Source organism: Desulfosarcina ovata subsp. ovata (assembly GCF_009689005.1).
Taxonomy (GTDB): Bacteria; Desulfobacterota; Desulfobacteria; order Desulfobacterales; family Desulfosarcinaceae; genus Desulfosarcina; species Desulfosarcina ovata.
The window spans coordinates 7,586,875-7,605,001 of record NZ_AP021879.1 but is presented as its reverse complement, the minus strand read 5'-3'; the positions used below and the strand labels follow the sequence as shown (position 1 = coordinate 7,605,001).

General features: G+C 53.3%; 15 protein-coding genes and 1 tRNA gene. 8 read left to right on the top strand and 8 right to left on the bottom strand.

The annotated features are described in order from the left end of the window. Nucleotides 1-2: 2 nt before the first annotated feature. The 7 genes from pyrH to rho form a co-directional block, all read right to left on the bottom strand. A complete protein-coding gene (gene pyrH / locus GN112_RS33375; protein WP_155325861.1) occupies nucleotides 3-716 on the bottom strand; it encodes a UMP kinase in 714 nt (237 codons plus the stop codon). 1 nt (nucleotide 717) lies between these two features. Continuing rightward, complete coding sequence (tsf, locus tag GN112_RS33370; RefSeq protein WP_155314059.1) at nucleotides 718-1,317, bottom strand: translation elongation factor Ts; 600 nt, start codon at nucleotides 1,315-1,317, stop codon at nucleotides 718-720. A gap of 6 nt (nucleotides 1,318-1,323) precedes the next feature. Further along, the gene (gene rpsB / locus GN112_RS33365) at nucleotides 1,324-2,223 is read right to left on the bottom strand and encodes a 30S ribosomal protein S2 (RefSeq protein ID WP_155314058.1); all 900 of its coding nucleotides are present in this window, start codon (nucleotides 2,221-2,223) and stop codon (nucleotides 1,324-1,326) included. Between the two features lie 212 nt (nucleotides 2,224-2,435). Beyond that, nucleotides 2,436-3,332 carry a peptide chain release factor N(5)-glutamine methyltransferase gene (gene prmC / locus GN112_RS33360; RefSeq protein WP_155314057.1) on the bottom strand — a complete coding sequence of 299 codons (897 nt, stop codon included), beginning with the start codon at nucleotides 3,330-3,332 and terminating at the stop codon, nucleotides 2,436-2,438. Further along, complete coding sequence (prfA, locus tag GN112_RS33355) at nucleotides 3,310-4,386, bottom strand: peptide chain release factor 1 (protein ID WP_155314056.1); 1,077 nt, start codon at nucleotides 4,384-4,386, stop codon at nucleotides 3,310-3,312. The genes prmC and prfA overlap by 23 nt, the downstream gene beginning before the upstream one ends. A gap of 251 nt (nucleotides 4,387-4,637) precedes the next feature. Beyond that, nucleotides 4,638-4,850 (bottom strand): 50S ribosomal protein L31, encoded by a 213-nt coding sequence (gene rpmE, locus GN112_RS33350; RefSeq protein WP_155314055.1) that lies wholly within the window; start codon nucleotides 4,848-4,850, stop codon nucleotides 4,638-4,640. 26 nt (nucleotides 4,851-4,876) lie between these two features. Continuing rightward, nucleotides 4,877-6,124, bottom strand: coding sequence for a transcription termination factor Rho (gene rho / locus GN112_RS33345; RefSeq protein ID WP_155314054.1), 1,248 nt, complete (start codon nucleotides 6,122-6,124; stop codon nucleotides 4,877-4,879). Nucleotides 6,125-6,717: 593 nt separating this feature from the next. Here rho and GN112_RS33340 point away from each other — a divergent pair. The 6 genes from GN112_RS33340 to GN112_RS33315 all read left to right on the top strand — a co-directional run bounded on the left by GN112_RS33340 (nucleotide 6,718) and on the right by GN112_RS33315 (nucleotide 12,814). Next, nucleotides 6,718-8,124 (top strand): CCA tRNA nucleotidyltransferase, encoded by a 1,407-nt coding sequence (locus GN112_RS33340; RefSeq protein ID WP_155314053.1) that lies wholly within the window; start codon nucleotides 6,718-6,720, stop codon nucleotides 8,122-8,124. Nucleotides 8,125-8,369: 245 nt separating this feature from the next. Next, nucleotides 8,370-9,047 carry an adenylate kinase gene (locus GN112_RS33335; protein ID WP_155314052.1) on the top strand — a complete coding sequence of 226 codons (678 nt, stop codon included), beginning with the start codon at nucleotides 8,370-8,372 and terminating at the stop codon, nucleotides 9,045-9,047. Between the two features lie 303 nt (nucleotides 9,048-9,350). After that, a complete protein-coding gene (locus GN112_RS33330) occupies nucleotides 9,351-10,712 on the top strand; it encodes an ISNCY family transposase (protein ID WP_414736118.1) in 1,362 nt (453 codons plus the stop codon). 360 nt (nucleotides 10,713-11,072) lie between these two features. After that, a complete protein-coding gene (gene rpsU, locus GN112_RS33325) occupies nucleotides 11,073-11,279 on the top strand; it encodes a 30S ribosomal protein S21 (RefSeq protein WP_054691100.1) in 207 nt (68 codons plus the stop codon). A gap of 102 nt (nucleotides 11,280-11,381) precedes the next feature. Next, a complete protein-coding gene (locus GN112_RS33320) occupies nucleotides 11,382-12,677 on the top strand; it encodes a bifunctional folylpolyglutamate synthase/dihydrofolate synthase (protein WP_231717207.1) in 1,296 nt (431 codons plus the stop codon). 61 nt (nucleotides 12,678-12,738) lie between these two features. After that, nucleotides 12,739-12,814, top strand: a tRNA-Arg gene (locus GN112_RS33315). 328 nt (nucleotides 12,815-13,142) lie between these two features. On the opposite strand, the gene GN112_RS33310 is transcribed toward GN112_RS33315, so the two are convergent. Next, complete coding sequence (locus tag GN112_RS33310; RefSeq protein WP_155314051.1) at nucleotides 13,143-13,520, bottom strand: Fur family transcriptional regulator; 378 nt, start codon at nucleotides 13,518-13,520, stop codon at nucleotides 13,143-13,145. A gap of 152 nt (nucleotides 13,521-13,672) precedes the next feature. Here GN112_RS33310 and GN112_RS33305 point away from each other — a divergent pair, with 152 nt between their 5' ends. Together GN112_RS33305 and GN112_RS33300 are read left to right on the top strand one after the other, a co-directional pair. Further along, nucleotides 13,673-15,766, top strand: a complete 2,094-nt coding sequence (locus GN112_RS33305) for a TonB-dependent receptor (protein WP_155314050.1) — start codon at nucleotides 13,673-13,675, stop codon at nucleotides 15,764-15,766. A gap of 680 nt (nucleotides 15,767-16,446) precedes the next feature. Next, nucleotides 16,447-18,090, top strand: a complete 1,644-nt coding sequence (locus GN112_RS33300; RefSeq protein WP_155314049.1) for a PP2C family protein-serine/threonine phosphatase — start codon at nucleotides 16,447-16,449, stop codon at nucleotides 18,088-18,090. The last annotated feature ends 37 nt before the right edge of the window (nucleotides 18,091-18,127 follow it).

Genomic DNA, 18,127 nt, shown 5'->3' with positions numbered 1-18,127 from the left:
GATCAGCCGCCGATCGTGGTTCCCACGTTTTCGCCGCAGACCACTTTTTGGATGTTTCCCTTTTCCTTGAGATTGAACACCATCAGGGGCAGCTGGTTGTCCATGGCCAGGGAGATGGCGGTCATGTCCATCACCTTCAGCTGCCGTTCGAGCACTTCCATATAACTGATGGTCTTGATAAAACGGGCGTCGGCGTTGCGCTCGGGATCGCTGTCGTACAGGCCGTTGACCTTGGTGGCCTTGAGCAGAATCTCGGCGTGGATCTCCTTGGCGCGCAGCACGGCCGCCGTATCGGTGGTAAAATAGGGGTTGCCGGAACCGGCGGCGAAAATCACCACCCGCCCCTTCTCCAGATGCCGCAACGCCCGCCGCAGGATATACGGCTCGGCCACCTCGTGCATGGAGATGGCCGTTTGGACGCGGGTCTGAATGCCCTTTTTTTCCAGGGCATCCTGGAGCGCCAGGCTGTTGAGCACCGTGGCCAGCATCCCCATGTGGTCGGCCGACGTCCGCTCCATGCCGAACGAGCCGGCCGCCACACCGCGAAAAATGTTTCCGCCGCCAACCACAATGGCCAACTGTACATCCAGCTCGATGATGGAACGGACCTCTTCGGCAACATAGGAGAGCATATTGGGACAAATGCCGAAGCCCTGATCGCCCATCAGGGCTTCTCCGCTCAGTTTGAGCAATATACGCTTGAATCGCGTGGCCACGTTAGTCTGCCCCAATCTGGAATCTGGCGAATCGTTTAATGCTGATCTTCTCACCGGTCCGGGCAATGACTTCGTTGAGGTAGTCCGCAATGGTCTTGTCCGGCTCCTTGACATACTGCTGATTCATCAGGCAGTTTTCCTTGTAGAACTTGTTCATCTTGCCCTCGGCGATCTTTTCGACCATCTGCTCCGGTTTACCCATCTCGATTACCTGGGCGCGGTAGATTTCGCGTTCGCGGTCGATCACCTCCTGGGGAACATCCTCCTGGGTGATCCCCACCGGGTTGGTGGCCGCGATGTGCATGGCAATATTTTTGGCGAAGTCGCCGAAATCGTCGGTCTTGGCCACGAAATCGGTTTCGCAGTTCACTTCCACCATCACACCGATCTTGCCGCCCATATGGATATAAGATTGGACAGTCCCTTCGGAAGTGGCCCGGCCGGCCCGTTTGGCGGCGGTGGCGATGCCCTTTTTTCTCAGAAAGTCGATTGCCTTTTCAAGGTCGCCGCCGCACTCGACCAGGGCGGCCTTGCAATCCATCATCCCGGCCCCGGATTTTTCACGGAGCTCTTTTACCATTGCTGCAGTGATATCTGCCATTTTAAATTATTCTCCCGTCGGTTCTGCTTCAGAGGCCGCTGCCTCTTCAGAGGATTCACTGGTTTCGGAAACACCGGCGCCCTTACGGATAATTTCGACCACCGGTCCATCGGTGCCGTCGGAAATCACTTTGCGCTCGCCGGGTTTGAGGTCGGCCGCAGCACTATCGAGTTCAGAGGGCTCTTCCTCGCCCTTGTCGGCTTCGGCCTGCTGGCGTTCGTTGTAACGGTCGCGCCCCTCGATGCAGGCATCGGCCATTTTGGATGCGACCAGGCGAATGGCGCGAATGGCGTCATCGTTGCCGGGAATGGCGTGATCGATTTCATCGGGATCACAGTTGGTGTCCACAATCGCCACGATGGGAATGCCCAGGCGGCGGCCTTCGCGTACGGCAATGGCTTCGTTTTTCGGATCGACGATAAAAATAACACCGGGCAGCTTGGTCATGCTGCGGATACCGCCCAGGGTGCTGTCTAGTTTCTCACGCTCCTTGCCCAGTTTCAGACGTTCTTTTTTGGGAAAGAGGTTGATCGACCCGTCGTTTTCGATGGTGTTGAGATAATTGAGCCGGTCGATGCTTTTCTTGATGGTCTGGAAGTTGGTCAGCATACCGCCCAGCCAGCGGTTGTGCACGTAGAACATTTCGGCCCGGTTGGCTTCTTCGTAAATCGACTCGCGGGCCTGTTTCTTGGTGCCCACAAAAAGGACCGATTTGCCACCGGCAACCGTGTTGACGATAAAATCATAAGCGTCACGAAACATTCTCACGGTTTTCTGCAGATCGATAATATAGATGCCGTTTCTGGCTCCGAAAATATAGGGTTTCATTTTCGGATTCCAGCGTTTGGTCTGGTGGCCAAAGTGCACACCGGCTTCCAGCAGTTCTTTCATTGTCACGTAAGCCATTGTTTTCTCCTTGTTGTTGGTTTTGCCTGCGCCCGCTTCGACCCTGAATCCGACTTTCCTGTGGAAAGCACCGGGATCCGGTCCACGGACGTGCGGTTTTAAAAACGAGTTTAGTTACCAAAAATCGGTATCGGCCGCAAGCCTAAAATAATGGCGCGTCCAAAAGGCTGGCCATCCGAACGTCACTGCTTTCACGGATCGCGAATCACCGCTCATGCGTTCCTGGTCATCACCGCCACCCGGTCAAGACCGCTGTAATCCTTAATGATGCGTGGTGGGGTGTATTGACCGACCGCATCGGCAATCGTCTGCAATGCCGTTGCCTGATCATAGCCCATCTCCAGGGCCAGCACACCGCCGTCGTTGAGATGGCAATGGGCCATTTCGATGATGTGGCGCAAACCGGCCAGCCCGTCAGGGCTGCCATCCAGTGCCGGACGGGGCTCGTGATCCCGGACTTCCGGCTGCAGCTCGTCGATTTCGGCGCTGCGGATGTAAGGCGGATTGGAAACGATGAGATCAAAACGCGCCCGCTGCGGTGCCAGGGCCGCGTCCCAGTTGCCGCAAAACCAGTCGATGCGCGCCTCGAGGCCATGGGTTCGGGCATTGCGGCGGGCCGTGACCAATGCATCCATGGAGCGATCCATGGCAAAGTAACGGTGCCCGGGACACTCGTGAGCCAGGGCGATGATAATGGCACCGCTGCCGGTGCCCATGTCCAGCACCCGCTTGGCGACGCCGGTTTCCGTTTCAAGGAAAGGCAAAACGGCTTCCACCAGGCACTCGGTCTCCGGCCGCGGAATCAGCACGGCCGGATTCACGGCCAGTTCCAGGGACCAGAACTCCTTGGTGCCGGTCAGGTAGGCCACCGGTTCGCCGCTGAGCCGCCTTCGGATCAGGTTTTTAAAAACGGCGCGTTCGTCGGGCCCCAGCGGTTTGTCATGGTTCAGGTAAAGATCGATCCGCCGCACGCCCAGGGCATGGGCAAGCAGGATCTCCGCCTCGCTGCGGGCGCTGTCCAGTCCGTTATCCCGGAAATAATCCGTGGTCCAGCGCACCAGTTCCAGAATGGTCCAGGTAACGCGATTATCCGTCGAGGCGTTCGGCATGCTGAAGCGCCTGGCTCTGGTAATAGGTCACCAGGGAGTCGATCACCTCGTCCACATCTCCCTGAAGAATCGATTCCAGTCGGTACAGGGTCAACCCGATGCGATGGTCGGTCACCCGCCCCTGGGGAAAATTGTAAGTCCGGATACGTTCGCTGCGATCGCCGCTGCCTACCTGGCTGCGCCGGTCCTGGGAGCGCTGCTCATTCTGTTCGCGAACCATCTGGTCGAGTAGGCGGGATCGCAACACCTTCATGGCCTTGGCCTTGTTCTTGTGCTGGGATTTCTCGTCCTGACAGGTCACCACCAGACCAGTGGGCAGGTGGGTGATGCGCACGGCCGAGTCGGTGGTGTTGACGCTCTGCCCGCCGGGTCCCGACGAGCGGTAGACGTCCACCTTGAGTTCATTGGCGTCGATATTGACCTCGATATCCTCGGCTTCAGGCAAAACCGCCACGGTGACGGCGGACGTATGAATGCGTCCCTGGGTCTCCGTGGTGGGCACCCGCTGTACCCGATGGGTGCCGCTTTCAAACTTGAGGCGGCTGTAGGCACCTTTGCCATTGATGCTGGCGATGATCTCCTTGAGGCCGCCCACGCCGGTGGTGTGGTGGTCCATCACATCCACTTTCCAGCCACGACCATCGGCATAACGCTGATACATCTTGAACAGATCGCCGGCAAAGAGGCCGGCTTCGTCGCCACCGGTACCGGCCCGGATTTCCAGGATCACGTTCTTGTCGTCCAGCGGATCCTTGGGGATCAGAAGGACCTTGAGTTCCTCCTTGAGCCGGTCCTTTTCCTTTTCCAGGCGATCGACCTCTTCCGCGGCCATTTTTTTCATCTCGGGATCGTCGTCATGGAGCAATTCGAGGCTGTCATCCAATTCCCGATCCACCCGCTTGTATTCCCGGAAAGCGGTGACGATCGGCGCGATCTCGGCGTGCTCGCGGATGTACGTCTGGTATGCCTCCCTGTCCTGAACCACCTTCGGATCGGACAACAGGCGCTCCAACTCCTGAAAACGGTCTTCAACACCCTTCAGTTTGTCAAACATGTTCCACCACCAACGGTTGACGGATTCGTAAAAAAAGCCGATATCGGCGCCTGCACGTTTCCCTCGTCACTGCGGAGGTTATCAATCATCAACAGCCCCGTTTTCAGCCATCCGGTTGGATGGGTGGAAGGGGCGAGCCGCTCGCTGTTCGAAAATGAGGTCGGGACTTGAAAGTTCAGGGCGGGCAGGCTCCGGTGCCGTCCAGCGGCGGAGGCACCGGATGCAGCCTGAAAAAAGACAGGACGGAGACGCTACTGGTTCTTCTGGAATTTCTCGTATTTTTTTCTGAACCGCTCGATACGGCCGGCCGTATCCACCAGCTTCTGTTTGCCGGTAAAAAACGGGTGGCACTTGGAACAAATTTCCACGCGAATGTCCTTTTTCGTTGACCCGACTTCAATGATATTGCCACAGGCACATTGAATGGTGGTGGTCTGATAATCCGGATGGATGTCGGCTTTCATTGTTATTTCAACCCCCTGTATATAATTTATGAGCTCATTGAATCTAAGAACTCAGCATTATCCTTGGTTCCGTTCATTTTTTCAAGTAAAAATTCAAGGCTGTCCGAAGGATTCAAGGAGGAAAAAAGTTTCCGCAAGATCCAGACTCGGTTCAAGGTGGCCTCGTCGAGGAGCAGTTCCTCCTTACGGGTGCCGGACTTCTTGATGTCGATAGCGGGGAAGATGCGCTTGTCGGCCAGGCGACGATCCAGCTGAATCTCCATGTTGCCGGTGCCCTTGAACTCCTCAAAAATCACTTCATCCATCCGCGATCCGGTATCGACCAGGGCCGTTGCGATAATGGTCAGGCTACCGCCCTCTTCGATGTTCCGCGCGGCGCCAAAAAATCGTTTGGGCCGCTGCAGGGCGTTGGAGTCGACACCACCGGAGAGGATTTTGCCACTGGGCGGCATGACCGAGTTGTAGGCACGGGCCAGGCGGGTGATGCTGTCCAGCAAAATGACCACATTCTTTTTGTGCTCCACCAGGCGTTTGGCTTTTTCGATGACCATTTCGGCAACCTGGACATGGCGTTCGGCCGGTTCATCAAAGGTGGAGCTGATCACCTCCCCTTTCACCGAGCGCTGCATATCGGTCACCTCTTCGGGGCGTTCATCGATCAGCAGCACAAAAAGGACAATATCCTTGTGATTTTTAACGATACAGTTGGCAATGCACTGGAGCAGCATGGTTTTACCGGAACGGGGGGGCGAAACGATCAGACCACGCTGGCCGAAGCCGATGGGAGTCAACAGATCCATAATGCGGGCAGAGTAATTTTCCGGTTCGGTCTCCAGGTTCACTTTGTTATCCGGATACAGGGGAATCAGGTTGTCAAAGAGAATTTTCTCACGGGCCACTTCCGGATCTTCGTAATTGACCGCTTCCACTTTGAGCAGGGCGAAATAGCGTTCGGACTCCTTGGGCTGACGAATCTGACCCGACACGGTGTCGCCGGTTCTCAGGTTGAAACGCCGGATCTGCGAGGGAGAGACATAAATATCATCCGGGCCGGGCAGGTAGTTATAGGTCGGTGCCCTTAGAAAACCAAAGCCGTCGGGCAGGATCTCGAGGGTCCCTTCACCGAAAATCAGCCCGTTTTTTTCGATCTGCGCCTGAAGCAGGGAAAATATCAGTTCCTGCTTGCGCATACCGGCAGCCCCGTCAATATTGAGCTGCTTGGCCAGTTTGGTCAATTCATTGATTTTTTTGTTTTTCAGTTCCACGATGTTCATCAAAACACCCCATTTTAAGTTGTCTTTCGCCCGCTGCCATCACGGTGAGAGCAAACATGGAACGGCTGCCCGTCCGCATCCCATATCCGCCTCCATGCTCTTTTTTGTACTGCTTATGTTTCGGCTGTTAAAGATAGGACCTAAGAAAATTTAGTGAAATTATGCAAACCCAACAATTCACTGCTTGTGTTGAACACGTCCCCCTGACCCCGCCGTTATCTTCTGAATTCCGCTAACCTCGACAGCACCTCTGGCAATCTTCCTGTATACAAAAAACAACAGCGCTCCCCTTCCCGTCACCGGCGACGGTAACACGGTTTTGCCCTATCCCGGCATATCCAATTTCATGTTGCAACGATGCCTTTCGGGTGGTCTGGACCGGACTGTCGGTTTTTTGGAGGAATAAGCGTGTTTATGTGATAGAAGTTATCTGAATTACCCCGTCAAAGGGGGCTGATCGTGATTTTTTGCAAATTTGTTATACTATGCGCTGGCCGGTGTCAAGCAAATTTGGAGTAGTCGAAAAATGGTCTCCCCCGACCGCCATGAACAGTGGATAGGTTAAATTTTAGAAGAATTGAATTCGATACAATATGGATCAGTTAACAGACATTCGGTTCGATTTCCTGCCCGACCCGCCCGACGGCATCTATCTGGTCGGCGGTGCCCTGCGCGACATGCTCACCGGCCGCACGCCCCTGGACATCGATCTTGTGGTGCGCGGTGAGATCACAGCGATGGCCACGCAACTCGCCGAACGCACCGGCGGCCGACTGGTCGATCTGGGCAAAAAGGGATTTCCCCTATTCAGGATCGTCTCTCCCGCCGCCACCATTGACATCACACCAATGACCGGTCAATCCATCGAGGCCGACCTGCAGGCGCGGGATTTTACGCTCAATGCCATGGCCTACGATTTAAAGGCCAAACGCCTGATCGACTGTACCGGCGGTCTCGCCGATATCCGCCGGAAGGTCATTCGGATTGTCTCGCCGGATGCGTTTGTCCATGATCCGGCCCGGCTGGTGCGTGCTTACCGGTTTGCGGCAGAGCTCGATTTTGTCCTCGCCGACGCCACCGGTGAAGCCATCGCCGACCACCGGCATCGGATCGAAACGGTGGCCGGGGAACGGATCTGGGCCGAACTGATCAAGATTCTCAATACATCCCGATGTGCCGCCACCTTTCGCCTTATGGCGGCCAGCGGTCTGCTGACGGCAATTTTCCCGGAGCTTGAACCGTCCATCGGTTGCACCCAAAACCGGCACCATCGTTTCGATGTCTTTGAGCACAGCTTGCGTGCCGTCGACTGCCTTGAAACGCTTCTGGCCGACTTTGACCGGCGTTTTCCCGATCTTGCGACCGTTGCCCGCAGAGCCGGATTGCCCGGCCAAGCTCCGCTGTTGAAATACAGTGCCCTGCTCCACGATGTGGGCAAACCGGCCACCCGGCAGATCGAAGCCGACGGACGTGTCCGTTTTCCCGGTCACGCCGCAAAAAGTGCCCTGATCGCACAAACCATCAACCGGCGGCTGAGGCTTTCCCGCCAGCAGGATCAAATTACCGAGACCGTTATCCGCCACCACATCCGGCCGTTGTTTCTGTTTATCGCCTGGCAGAACGGCACCCTCGGTCCCAACGGCAAGACCCGTTTTTTCAACCGTTGCGGCCCCCTGGCCCTGCCCATCGTCGTCCATGCCATGGCCGACATCATGGCCAAGGGCAAAACCCTGGAAAACCGCGACAGCGATTTCATCCGGTTCTGCCATCGCCTGGCTGTGGCCCATGGCATCTTCCAGGACCGACAGGCAACCACCAAGCCGCTGATCAACGGTTATGATCTGATAAATGAGCTAGGCCTTGCCCCCTCCCCGCGTTTCAAGCAGCTCCTTAGTAAGGTAGACGAGCAGCGCCTTTGCGGTACGCTGTCCAGCCGGGAGCAGGCTCTTGGGTGGGTGCGGGCCTACCTGAAGCGATCCCGGCCCCACGCCGATGCTTGACAAGCATCCAGCATTTCTGTACTAACGCGGGGTAGCTGGAGATTTTATACTTCGGTACCAGCCCACCTGAACGCAATCATAACAAAGAAGGCGGCCGACCGCCGCAACAATAGAAAAGAACGGCACTCGACGATTGCACGGAAATTCTACTTTCTGGACTGAATAGGTGACACCCGGCATCGCGGTGCGATTGGTATTTTCAATGATCCTGTCCATGTGAGCAGGAAACAGAAAGGAGAAGGTGAATGAACATCTTGTTTTTTGGTCCCAACGGCAGCGGAAAAGGTACCCAGGGCTCAATTCTGAAAGACAAATACAACACGCCCCACATCGAGTCCGGTGCCATCTTCCGTGACAACATCGGCAAGGGAACGGAACTGGGTGCTCAGGCCAAAGCCTACATCGACAAAGGCGACCTGGTTCCCGATGAGATCACCATCCCCATGATTCTTGACCGCCTGCAGCAGGACGACTGCAAGAACGGCTGGCTGCTGGACGGATTCCCCCGTAACAAAAACCAGGCCATCAAACTGGATGAAGCCCTGAAAGAGGCCGGCATGGCGCTGGATATCGTTGTGGAGATCCTGCTTGACCGCGAAATTGCCAAAAATCGGATCATGGGCCGCCGTCTGTGCGTAAACGACAACAACCATCCCAATAACATCTACATTGACGCGATCAAGCCCGACGGCGACAAATGCCGGGTGTGCGGCGGCGAACTGAAGACCCGAAGCGATGACCAGGACGAAACGGCCATCAACAAGCGTCACGACATCTATTACAACACCACCGACGGGACCCTGGCCTCGGCGTATTACTTCAAAGATCTGGCCGAGAAAGGCGCCGCCATGAAGTACATCACCCTGGACGGCACCCCCAGCGTGAAAGATGTGACCAACGAGTTGGTTTCCAAACTGGATTAAGCCCTTTTTTGGGAAACAAAACGGTGAAGTCCGCCCGTGGGACTTCACCGTTTTGCGTTCGAATGCCTGGACCGCCGCACGCCGGTTTTTCCGCCTGGAGAAATGCAAGACGCGCCCATCCTCAAGGCAACAGCAATTGTAATTTTGAAATGGCTCTCTTTGCTACCCAAACAGAAGTTTTTTTCAATCAAAGTTCGATGCATTTATTTTCTTTATTATTTCAAAATGTTCTGGACACAGAAGCTTGTAATGGATATAAGAGGGTGAATACTCATCCACTTTTACCAAAAGCGAGCCAGGGCCATGCGATTGCCAGAACAAGAAGAAAACCGCATCCTACTTGAAAGGAAACATGCAGAATTCACATTTGACAAAGTGATCCAATTTTTTCGCCAAACTATTTCTGCATTTCCTGACCGGCGCATCGGCACTAATACCAGCTACAGCATAGAAGACGCAGCCCTGGGAGCTTTTTCTGTTTTTTTTACCCAAAGCCCATCCTTTTTAGCCTTTCAATCCGCTATGCAGCAAACAAAAGGCAAAAACAATGCGCAATCACTTTTCGGCCTCACTCAAATTCCCTGTACCAACCACATCAAAAGTTTAATGGACGAGGTCCATCCCTCTTATGTCACGCCCGTGTTCAAATATCTTTTCGACGGATTGGAAAAATCCGGTCATCTGGACGGGTTTCGCTCATACGACAACAATTTATTGGTTGCCTTTGACGGAACGCAGTATTTTGCTTCAAATACAATTCATTGTGATAATTGTAGTCGCAAGCACCATAAAAATGGAACCGTAACCTATTCGCATTCAGTCGTGACCCCGGTGATTGTGGCACCGGAAAACAATAAGGTGATTGCTTTGCAACCGGAATTTATTACCCCCCAGGATGGCCATGATAAACAAGATTGCGAAAACGCGGCAGCAAAACGCTGGATCGATCAATATGCGGCGGAGTATCAACCTTTTGGCATCACTGTATTGGGCGATGATCTATACTGTAAACAACCGATTTGCAAAAAACTATTAGATCAAGAACTTGATTTCATTTTGGTCTGTAAACCCGATTCTCATAAAACCCTTTACCAGTGGCTGGATGAATTGGACGCCATGCAGACCATCGAAACCGTGGTGGAGAAGCGCTGGACCGGCAAAACCCATGAAATCGATACGTATCGCTTTGCCAACAAACTGCCGCTACGTGATAGTGAAAACGCCATTGATGTTAATTGGTGCGAACTGACAACAACCCTGCCCGATGGAAAAATCGTGTACAAAAACGCATTTGCAACCAATTTTGAAGTTTCAAAGAGCAACGTCAAGCAAATTGTCAAAGATGGCCGAGCACGCTGGAAAGTCGAGAACGAAAATAATAATGTTTTGAAAAACAGAGGCTATAATATTGAACACAACTTCGGTCACGGGAACAAGCACCTTTCATCATTATTGCTGACCTTCAACTTGTTAGCCTTTCTGTTCCATACCGTTCTTGAACTGATGGATGAGAAGTACAGCTTGGTTCGTGCTGAGTTACCAACGCGCAAAACCTTTTTTGACGATGTGCGCGCTTTGACGCGATATATGTATTTTCCCAGTTGGGAGGCGATGTTAACTTTTATGATGCGAGGCCTGGAGATCGAATACGTAGACACCAGTTAAAATCCTTGGCAGATTTTCACATCAAACCGTACGAGTTCCTTTATTAACCAATGGATAGGTTTGATCAAAATTTCTGATACAGAGAGCCAAAAATGAAAAAATTCATCGGCTGGCTAATTGCGTACAGTTTTGTTTCACTTTTTGATCATAACCTGAACTAAATTTTTCGAAGAACTGATCGAATTGCCATGCTGGTACAAACCTGAACCGCATAATTACAATTGCTGTCAAGGCAATCTTTTTGTTGAAATCGACCCTGTTATTTGGTATAAGTCAAGTTTTAAAAAAATAAATAACCATCATGGTTGAAACGGTTTACATAAAAGTCGACCCGATGGGAAAAAAGGGGGTTGATCCAGCTTGAAAGCAATTGAAGTCAAAGTCTTCGATAATGATCTCGAAAAGGCCATGCGCATTCTGAAGAAAAAAATTCAAAATGATGGTCTGTTCAAACGGTTGAAACTGAAAAAAAGCTACGAAAAGCCAAGCGAGTACCGTCGTCGCAAGGAACGGGAAGCCCTTCGCAGACAGCGCATCGCTGCCGCGCGAAGCAGGAGATACCGTTAGCGACACCCTGTTCGACCCAACGACCCGGCAGGAAATGCTTTTCCCGCCGGGTTTTTGTTTTCGTTCCGATGGGCTGAATCGCACCCTGAAAGAGTGGCCATCATGCCGACCCCCGAATACACTGAATGCCTCGACGCCATGTACAGCATGCGCCGATTCGGTATTATCCTCGGTCTTTCAACCACCGCCAACATCCTGGCGGGACTTGGCAATCCCCAACAAACCTTTTCCGCCATCCACATCGCCGGTACCAATGGAAAGGGGTCGGTGGCGTCGGCACTGGCGACGATTCTTCAAAAAGCCGGCTATCGCGTGGGGCTTTACACCTCCCCCCATCTGATCCGATTTAACGAACGCATCTGCATTAACGGCGAGCCCATTTCCGATGACGCGGTGGTGAACTCCTGGGAGGCGGTCAAATCAGTCCATTGTGGTGACCGGGAACCGACCTTTTTCGAATTTACCACGGCCATGGCCTTTTACGAATTCGGCCGGCACGCGGTGGATTGGGCGGTCATCGAAACCGGCATGGGCGGACGGATGGATTCCACCAATGTCATCGATCCGGCAATCAGCATCATCACCAACATTTCTCTGGAGCACAAAACCTATCTGGGAAATACCATCAAGCAAATTACCGGAGAGAAAGCCGGCATCATCAAACCCGGTGTTCCCGTGATCACCGGCACCACCCAGAAAGTTGCAAGAACCGTCATCGAAGCGGTGGCCAACCGTCAGTCGGCCCCGCTTTACATCAAAGGTCGCGATTTCCGGGTTCGTCGCTCGGGCAACGGCCGATTCTCATACGCCGGTATCGACCACTGGTGGCCCGGAATGAAATCCGGCCTCATGGGCAACCACCAGGTGGACAACGCCGCCCTGGTCCTGGCGGCCAGTGAACTTCTCATGCGCCGGGAACCGAACCTTCTGAAGGATCAGATCCAGTTCGGACTGGCTCAGAACCGTTGGCCGGGTCGCCTGGAAGTGGTTTCCGAAAAGCCCTTCGTCATCCTGGATGGCGCCCACAACCTCATGGCAGCCAGGCGCCTGGGCCGATACCTGCAGGACAATCTGGCTGGCCGGCGGATCACCATGGTGGCCGGCATTCTTGAAGACAAGCCCTATGAGGCGATCTTGAAGGACCTGGTCGCCCCCTGCGCCAGGCTGATCGTCACCCGGGCCAAGATTGACCGCTCACTGCCACCGGAAACACTGGAATCCGTGGCCCGCCCCCTGGTTCCGGACATCCAGATCGTTAATGACGTCGCCGAAGCCGTACGCTACGCCATCGCCACCTCCGCTCCCGAAGACGCCGTCTGCATTGCCGGATCGCTTTATGTGGTCGGCGAAGCCAAAGCCGAGTTGGACAAATCCGGGGAAGCCCTGTACCCGATCTGACGGTTTACCGAAAACAGCCTTGACTTAACGCCGCCAATACTCTATTTTCCCCCGACATATTGCGCCCGTAGCTCAGTGGATAGAGCACCAGCCTCCGGAGCTGGGTGCCGCAGGTTCGATCCCTGCCGGGCGCGCCAAATAGTTAAAACAGGGAGTTACAAGAGATTGTGAATCCCTTTTTTTATGCCACAACGTCACGACCGCCGGCAAAGCTAAAGGCCTGACACGTTAACCACCTCAAGGTGGCGTTGCCCTAATCAAACGTTGAAGTTGATCGAGCCGTTTGCCTTATTTTTCTTGTTCCTTGATATATTTCCGGGAGGGTCATTGTCACCGCGGGGGAATTGGAGGGCGCCCAGCGACTCTGAGGCAACCGTGTGGCTCCATGAACGGCGTCGACGCATACCCGATTCATGACGAGTAAAAAACCATCCTCGTTCTCGGTTCAGGCAAAACGGTGGGGGATCATTTCGTCCCTCCACAAGAGGGACAAACACCAAATAAAAAAATTTCGTGGTTTTCCACAATAAATCCGTCTGGCGCCAATTCTCCTTCCTTCAAGGCACAGCCGGGGAGATCAAAGGCCCGGTTGCACTCCCGGCAATGAAAGTGGTGGTGGTGCCCTTTCCCGGTTCGCTCATACAAGGTGCCGAGAGATGGATGGAAAACCCGTTTCAACCAGCCGTCATCGACCAGAATTTTCAGGTTCCGATAGACCGTCGCCTGGTTGAGTGACGGCACGCGGTCACGGCCGTATGCAAGAATCTCATCCACCGCCAACGGGCGCTCGTGCTGCCTGAAGACATGCTCTATGGCCATTCTCTGTGTTGTGTTGCGTTTCATCAGCTAAATCTGCCTTTTCTGTTAATATAGCGTCTTCCATTCTTATTTCAAGTCGTTTCGCAATAAACTTGACAAAACATGAGGTTCTCGCTTATTAATGCAAATGATTTCGCAATAGCATTAAAGAGAACAAGCTGAAAAGGGAAGGGAAAATGAACAGCGGGGGCTTAAATAAAAAATCTCTATTTGTGGCGGTGATTCTTCTATTGGTTTATGGTTTTTCGTACGCTCAGGGAGAAAAGAGTGAGGACACCCTTTTATTGACTGACTCTTCCGAGGAAATATTTCAGCTTGACACCATCGTCGTGACCGGGACCGCAAGCGATAATAAAACCCAGGAAATCGAAAGCCGCAAACTTAAATCGCACAAAGAGGTCGACCTGGCAGAAATCCTCTCCAATGAATTGGTAGAAGTGCAGATGATACGCAAAAGCGGGTACGGAAACGAGGTTTCCATGCGCGGGTTCGGTCAGGAAAATATGAAAGTCCTGCTGGATGGCGGCATGCTTGAAGGTGCATGCGGTAGCCGCAAGGATCCGTCGCTATCCCACATTAACATGCTGACCGTGCAAAAATTGGTGATACAACAAGGACCTTTCGACGTCACCAAGCCGGGATATTTGGGCGGGTACATTGACGTGATCACGAAAAAGCCGAAACCCGGTTTTGAGGGAGAAATACTGACAAAAATCGGAAGTTACGGTTTTCACAGCGGCGGCATGACGACCAGCGGAGGCAACGACAAAGTCCAGGGACTTATCGGATACAACTTCTCCGAGTCAGACCAATACGAAGATGGCTCCGGTAACAGGCTATGGACGGTGAGAGAAGGGCAGGCCGCTTCATATAACGACGAGGGGCGTGACGAAAAGGCCTTTCAAAAACATGATGTCTGGGGCAAGCTACAATTCACGCCAAGCGAGAACCACACAATCCTTTTGGAGCATACGTACGGAAATGCTCAAAACATTCTTACGCCTCGGGTCTCCTTCGATACAGAAGAGGAAATCAGCAATTTGACCAAGGCGAGTTGGGAAATGCGTGACCTTGGCGATCTATCGGAGAAACTCTCCCTGTCTTTCTTCCGCAACGAAGTAGACCATTCCCCTTCGCAGGAATTCCGCAACGTAGCCGTACCCAAAAACAACGACGTTGAATCGGTGATTACCGGCGGCACCATTCAAAACCGAACCGAGACGGGCTTTGCAACGCTGACCTATGGAATCGACTTAACCCACCGGGATTGGTGGGGCGATGTTTACAACAGCCTGACAGGCACAAAAATCAACGATAACCTCATTCCATCTGTTGAAACGATAAACCTTGGCGCCTATCTGCAAGTGGACAAAACATTCGAAAAATGGTCCTTGGGTCTGGGAGGACGGTATGACCGTTTCCAGCAGGAAGCCGATGAAGAACTCCTTTTCTCGGGCACCATCACCGACGAAAATCGCCAAGTCGATGATCTTCTCGGCGGACATATCTCAGCAAAATACTTTCTGAACGAGCATGGAATGGTTTTTGGCGGCGTCGGACGCAATTATCGAACACCAACCTCGACGGAACGATATATCCAGGGCAGCGCCACTTATTTCGGTAATCCGGAGCTCAAACCAACGGCCAATACGGAATTTGACCTTGGATTTGCCTACGAACGGGGGAGATGGATGTTCCGAACCAAGGTTTTTTATTCCGATCTTGAAGACTACATCTACCAGGAGGAAACTGTTGCCGGCTATCGAAGTTACACCAACATTGATGCCCACATCTGGGGAGGAGACATCAAAGCCGGAGTGGATCTCATGTACGGATTTTCCCTGGAAGGCGGACTCGCATACCAGCGTGGACGCAAAGATAGTTTTCCCGACAACAACGACGACAAAGATCTCGGTCAAATTGCGCCCTTTAAAGGAAAACTGGCGCTGCATTACAACAGCGATAAACCGTTTGGGAAAGAGAACACCGGTCTGTTTGGCACCGTCGAATGGGTCCATTCCGAGGCCGCCAGGGACATCGACGCCGATGTCGGTGAGCAGCGGCTTGCGGCGTGGGACATCATGAACCTGCGCATGGGCTACCAGTTCAAATCGTACACGTTGAACATCGGCGTGGACAATGTTTTTGACCGGGATTACACCGTCGCGAATTCATATGAGTGGGACGTGGTCGGTGGAACGGGGGCAAATCCCGCTATAGTCAGCGAGCCAGGCAGGTTCCTTTATGCGACGATAGGGATGAATTGGTAATTTCTCAAAGGGGCGGTGGCCGCCCATGCCCAGCGCAAGCAGCACAAATCGGGCGTGGATCAATATATCCGGGGAAGAGTGTCTGCCAATCTCATTGCGAAAATACTTGCACGAAGAAGGGGAAAACTTGTATGAAAGAACCGGAAAAGGGCATCACCACCGCTTCCATTGCAGTGATTGTAACCGCGCGTTTTAAGATCCCTGGCGGTATCCTAAAGGAAATGAAGAAAAAAAGCATGTAAGTTAGTGGCCCAAGATACTCGCGGTACAACGAAGGCGTGTTTGGCTTTCCTTTGCATGGCATCGGTGATGCCCTTGCCCCAACCGCCCCCTCCCCCACCAGATTCTGGCCCCAGAAAAACGGTAGTTTGGCGTGTACGGCTTGTCGCCTGGATTTTTCCCGACGCCGAAGGCGTAATTTGCATCAACGGGGTATCCACTTCGATCTCATCGGCTTTTATGAGGCCACCGGCCTCGCTCCTGCTTCCCGGCAGTAATTAATCAAAACAGGCGCTACTTCCAGTATCGATTTTTTGGTATACATCCCTCTGATGGAACCAGACAGCCAGGCACATTTTCCTCCCTGGCAATTTGTGCTTGCCGTCACAAGTCCTTATAGTTGTCTAACGGCATGTGTTTTTTGCGATGAGCGTCAACTCAACTTTGCATGGTGAACGCTGATGCCCCCGGTTATCAAGCGACTATTTAACCACGTCCCCAAGGCCCGGTTGAGCCTGCGTTTGGTGTTGTGGGTGTTTCTGTGTGTCATCGTGATCGAGGGAATCATTCTCATTCTGTCGGCCAACAACCGGCGCAACGAATTGTTGGCGCAACTCAGGGCAGTGAGCATTGCACGGGTGAAAGTTGTCACCCATATGGCTGGCAAGGAGGCATCCGGCCAGGACCTTCTGAACCTGTATCGCACCTATTTGGTACGTTCTTCGGTACTGGGCGGCCGGCTTTACACGAGTGATGGTGATGAACAAATCGGCACCTTTGGCGAAAAACCGGTGCTGGAGGTCTCTCCAAAGACACCTGAAATGCATCGAGAATTGTTGAACCGCCGGACGTATCGGTATGACGCACTTTGTTTCATTGCCGGTCCCGGCAATGATTACATCCTGATACTGCGGCATGACGCCATGGGTGCGCGCCATGAACTGCATGCATTCATCCTGCGGATTATCGGCCTGGTGATCATCATTTCGGTTTTCGTCACCGCCGGCACATGGCTGGCTATCAATCCGCTTGTCATCAAGCCGATTCTCAGGCTGCGCCAGGATCTCATCAATGCCGGTGAGGCCGTACAGGCCGATCGCCATGCGCCGTCATTCACAGCCGACGTCAAAAACCGGCCCGATGAATTGGGCGATGTGATAATTGCATTCAGAAATATGTTCGATCAGATTCTGGAAGCCATTGACAGGCGAAAACGTGCCGAGCATTCATTGCAACAAAGTCTGGCACAGGTAGAGAACTATACGAAAGCCCTGAACAATGAACTCGAAAAAGGTCGTCAGATTCAACGTGAATTTCTTCCCAAACGGTTTCCACCGCTGACAAATTGGGAGGTTGCGGCAGCGTTCTTCCCGGCCCGGCAAGTGTCAGGCGACTTTTACGATGTATTCGAACTGCCTTACGGCCGGGTTGGGTTCGTCATCGGTGACGTGGCCGACAAAGGCGTCGGGGCCGCATTTTACATGGCGTTGATCCGGAGCCTGGTTCGCATTTTTTCGGGAAACTATCGATCCATCCGCGAAAACAGGCTGACCGAATCCTGTACAATGTTCAAGGGCCGATTCCAATCGTCCGCCGATCAGACCGATGTGCTGAAGGCGATCGACCTGACCAATGCCTACCTGCTGCAGAACCATAGCGATGAGGGGATGTTTGCCTCCATATTCTTTGGCGTACTCGATCCCGATACGGGACGGATGACCTATATTAACGCGGGCCATGAACCCGTTTTCGCCGTCGGCGCCAAGGGCAGGGTCGAACAGCTGAACCACACGGGACCGGCAGTGGGACTCGTGGCCGATTATGTTTATCAACCCAGTGAAAAAATCGTTGATCCGGGAATGCTGCTCGTTGGGTACACGGATGGAGTAACCGAAGCCCGCTCTCCGTTTGATGAATTTTACTCCCGCCAGCGGCTGCGAACCATGCTCGAGTCCGGAGGCTCGGTTTCGGCGGAGGCCACCGTCGACGCGCTTCGCCAAAACCTGTTCGATTTCATCGGCTCTTCCGCACTGATGGACGACATCACCATCCTGGCAATTCGCCGAACGGCAGGCGAAGCCAAAACATCGTCCACACTGGCGTAAGGGGCCCGCTTTTTCCATTGTCGGACTGCCGACCGTA

Bases quoted from the DNA above. Each gene is read 5' to 3' on its own strand.
- tsf (WP_155314059.1), bottom strand. From the start codon at position 1,317: ATGGCAGATATCACTGCAGCAATGGTAAAAGAGCTCCGTGAAAAATCC.
- rpsB (WP_155314058.1), bottom strand. From the start codon at position 2,223: ATGGCTTACGTGACAATGAAAGAACTGCTGGAAGCCGGTGTGCACTTT.
- prmC (WP_155314057.1), bottom strand. From the start codon at position 3,332: ATGCCGAACGCCTCGACGGATAATCGCGTTACCTGGACCATTCTGGAA.
- prfA (WP_155314056.1), bottom strand. From the start codon at position 4,386: ATGTTTGACAAACTGAAGGGTGTTGAAGACCGTTTTCAGGAGTTGGAG.
- rpmE (WP_155314055.1), bottom strand. From the start codon at position 4,850: ATGAAAGCCGACATCCATCCGGATTATCAGACCACCACCATTCAATGT.
- rho (WP_155314054.1), bottom strand. From the start codon at position 6,124: ATGAACATCGTGGAACTGAAAAACAAAAAAATCAATGAATTGACCAAA.
- GN112_RS33340 (WP_155314053.1), top strand. From the start codon at position 6,718: ATGGATCAGTTAACAGACATTCGGTTCGATTTCCTGCCCGACCCGCCC.
- GN112_RS33335 (WP_155314052.1), top strand. From the start codon at position 8,370: ATGAACATCTTGTTTTTTGGTCCCAACGGCAGCGGAAAAGGTACCCAG.
- GN112_RS33330 (WP_414736118.1), top strand. From the start codon at position 9,351: ATGCGATTGCCAGAACAAGAAGAAAACCGCATCCTACTTGAAAGGAAA.
- GN112_RS33320 (WP_231717207.1), top strand. From the start codon at position 11,382: ATGCCGACCCCCGAATACACTGAATGCCTCGACGCCATGTACAGCATG.
- GN112_RS33310 (WP_155314051.1), bottom strand. From the start codon at position 13,520: ATGAAACGCAACACAACACAGAGAATGGCCATAGAGCATGTCTTCAGG.
- GN112_RS33305 (WP_155314050.1), top strand. From the start codon at position 13,673: ATGAACAGCGGGGGCTTAAATAAAAAATCTCTATTTGTGGCGGTGATT.
- GN112_RS33300 (WP_155314049.1), top strand. From the start codon at position 16,447: ATGCCCCCGGTTATCAAGCGACTATTTAACCACGTCCCCAAGGCCCGG.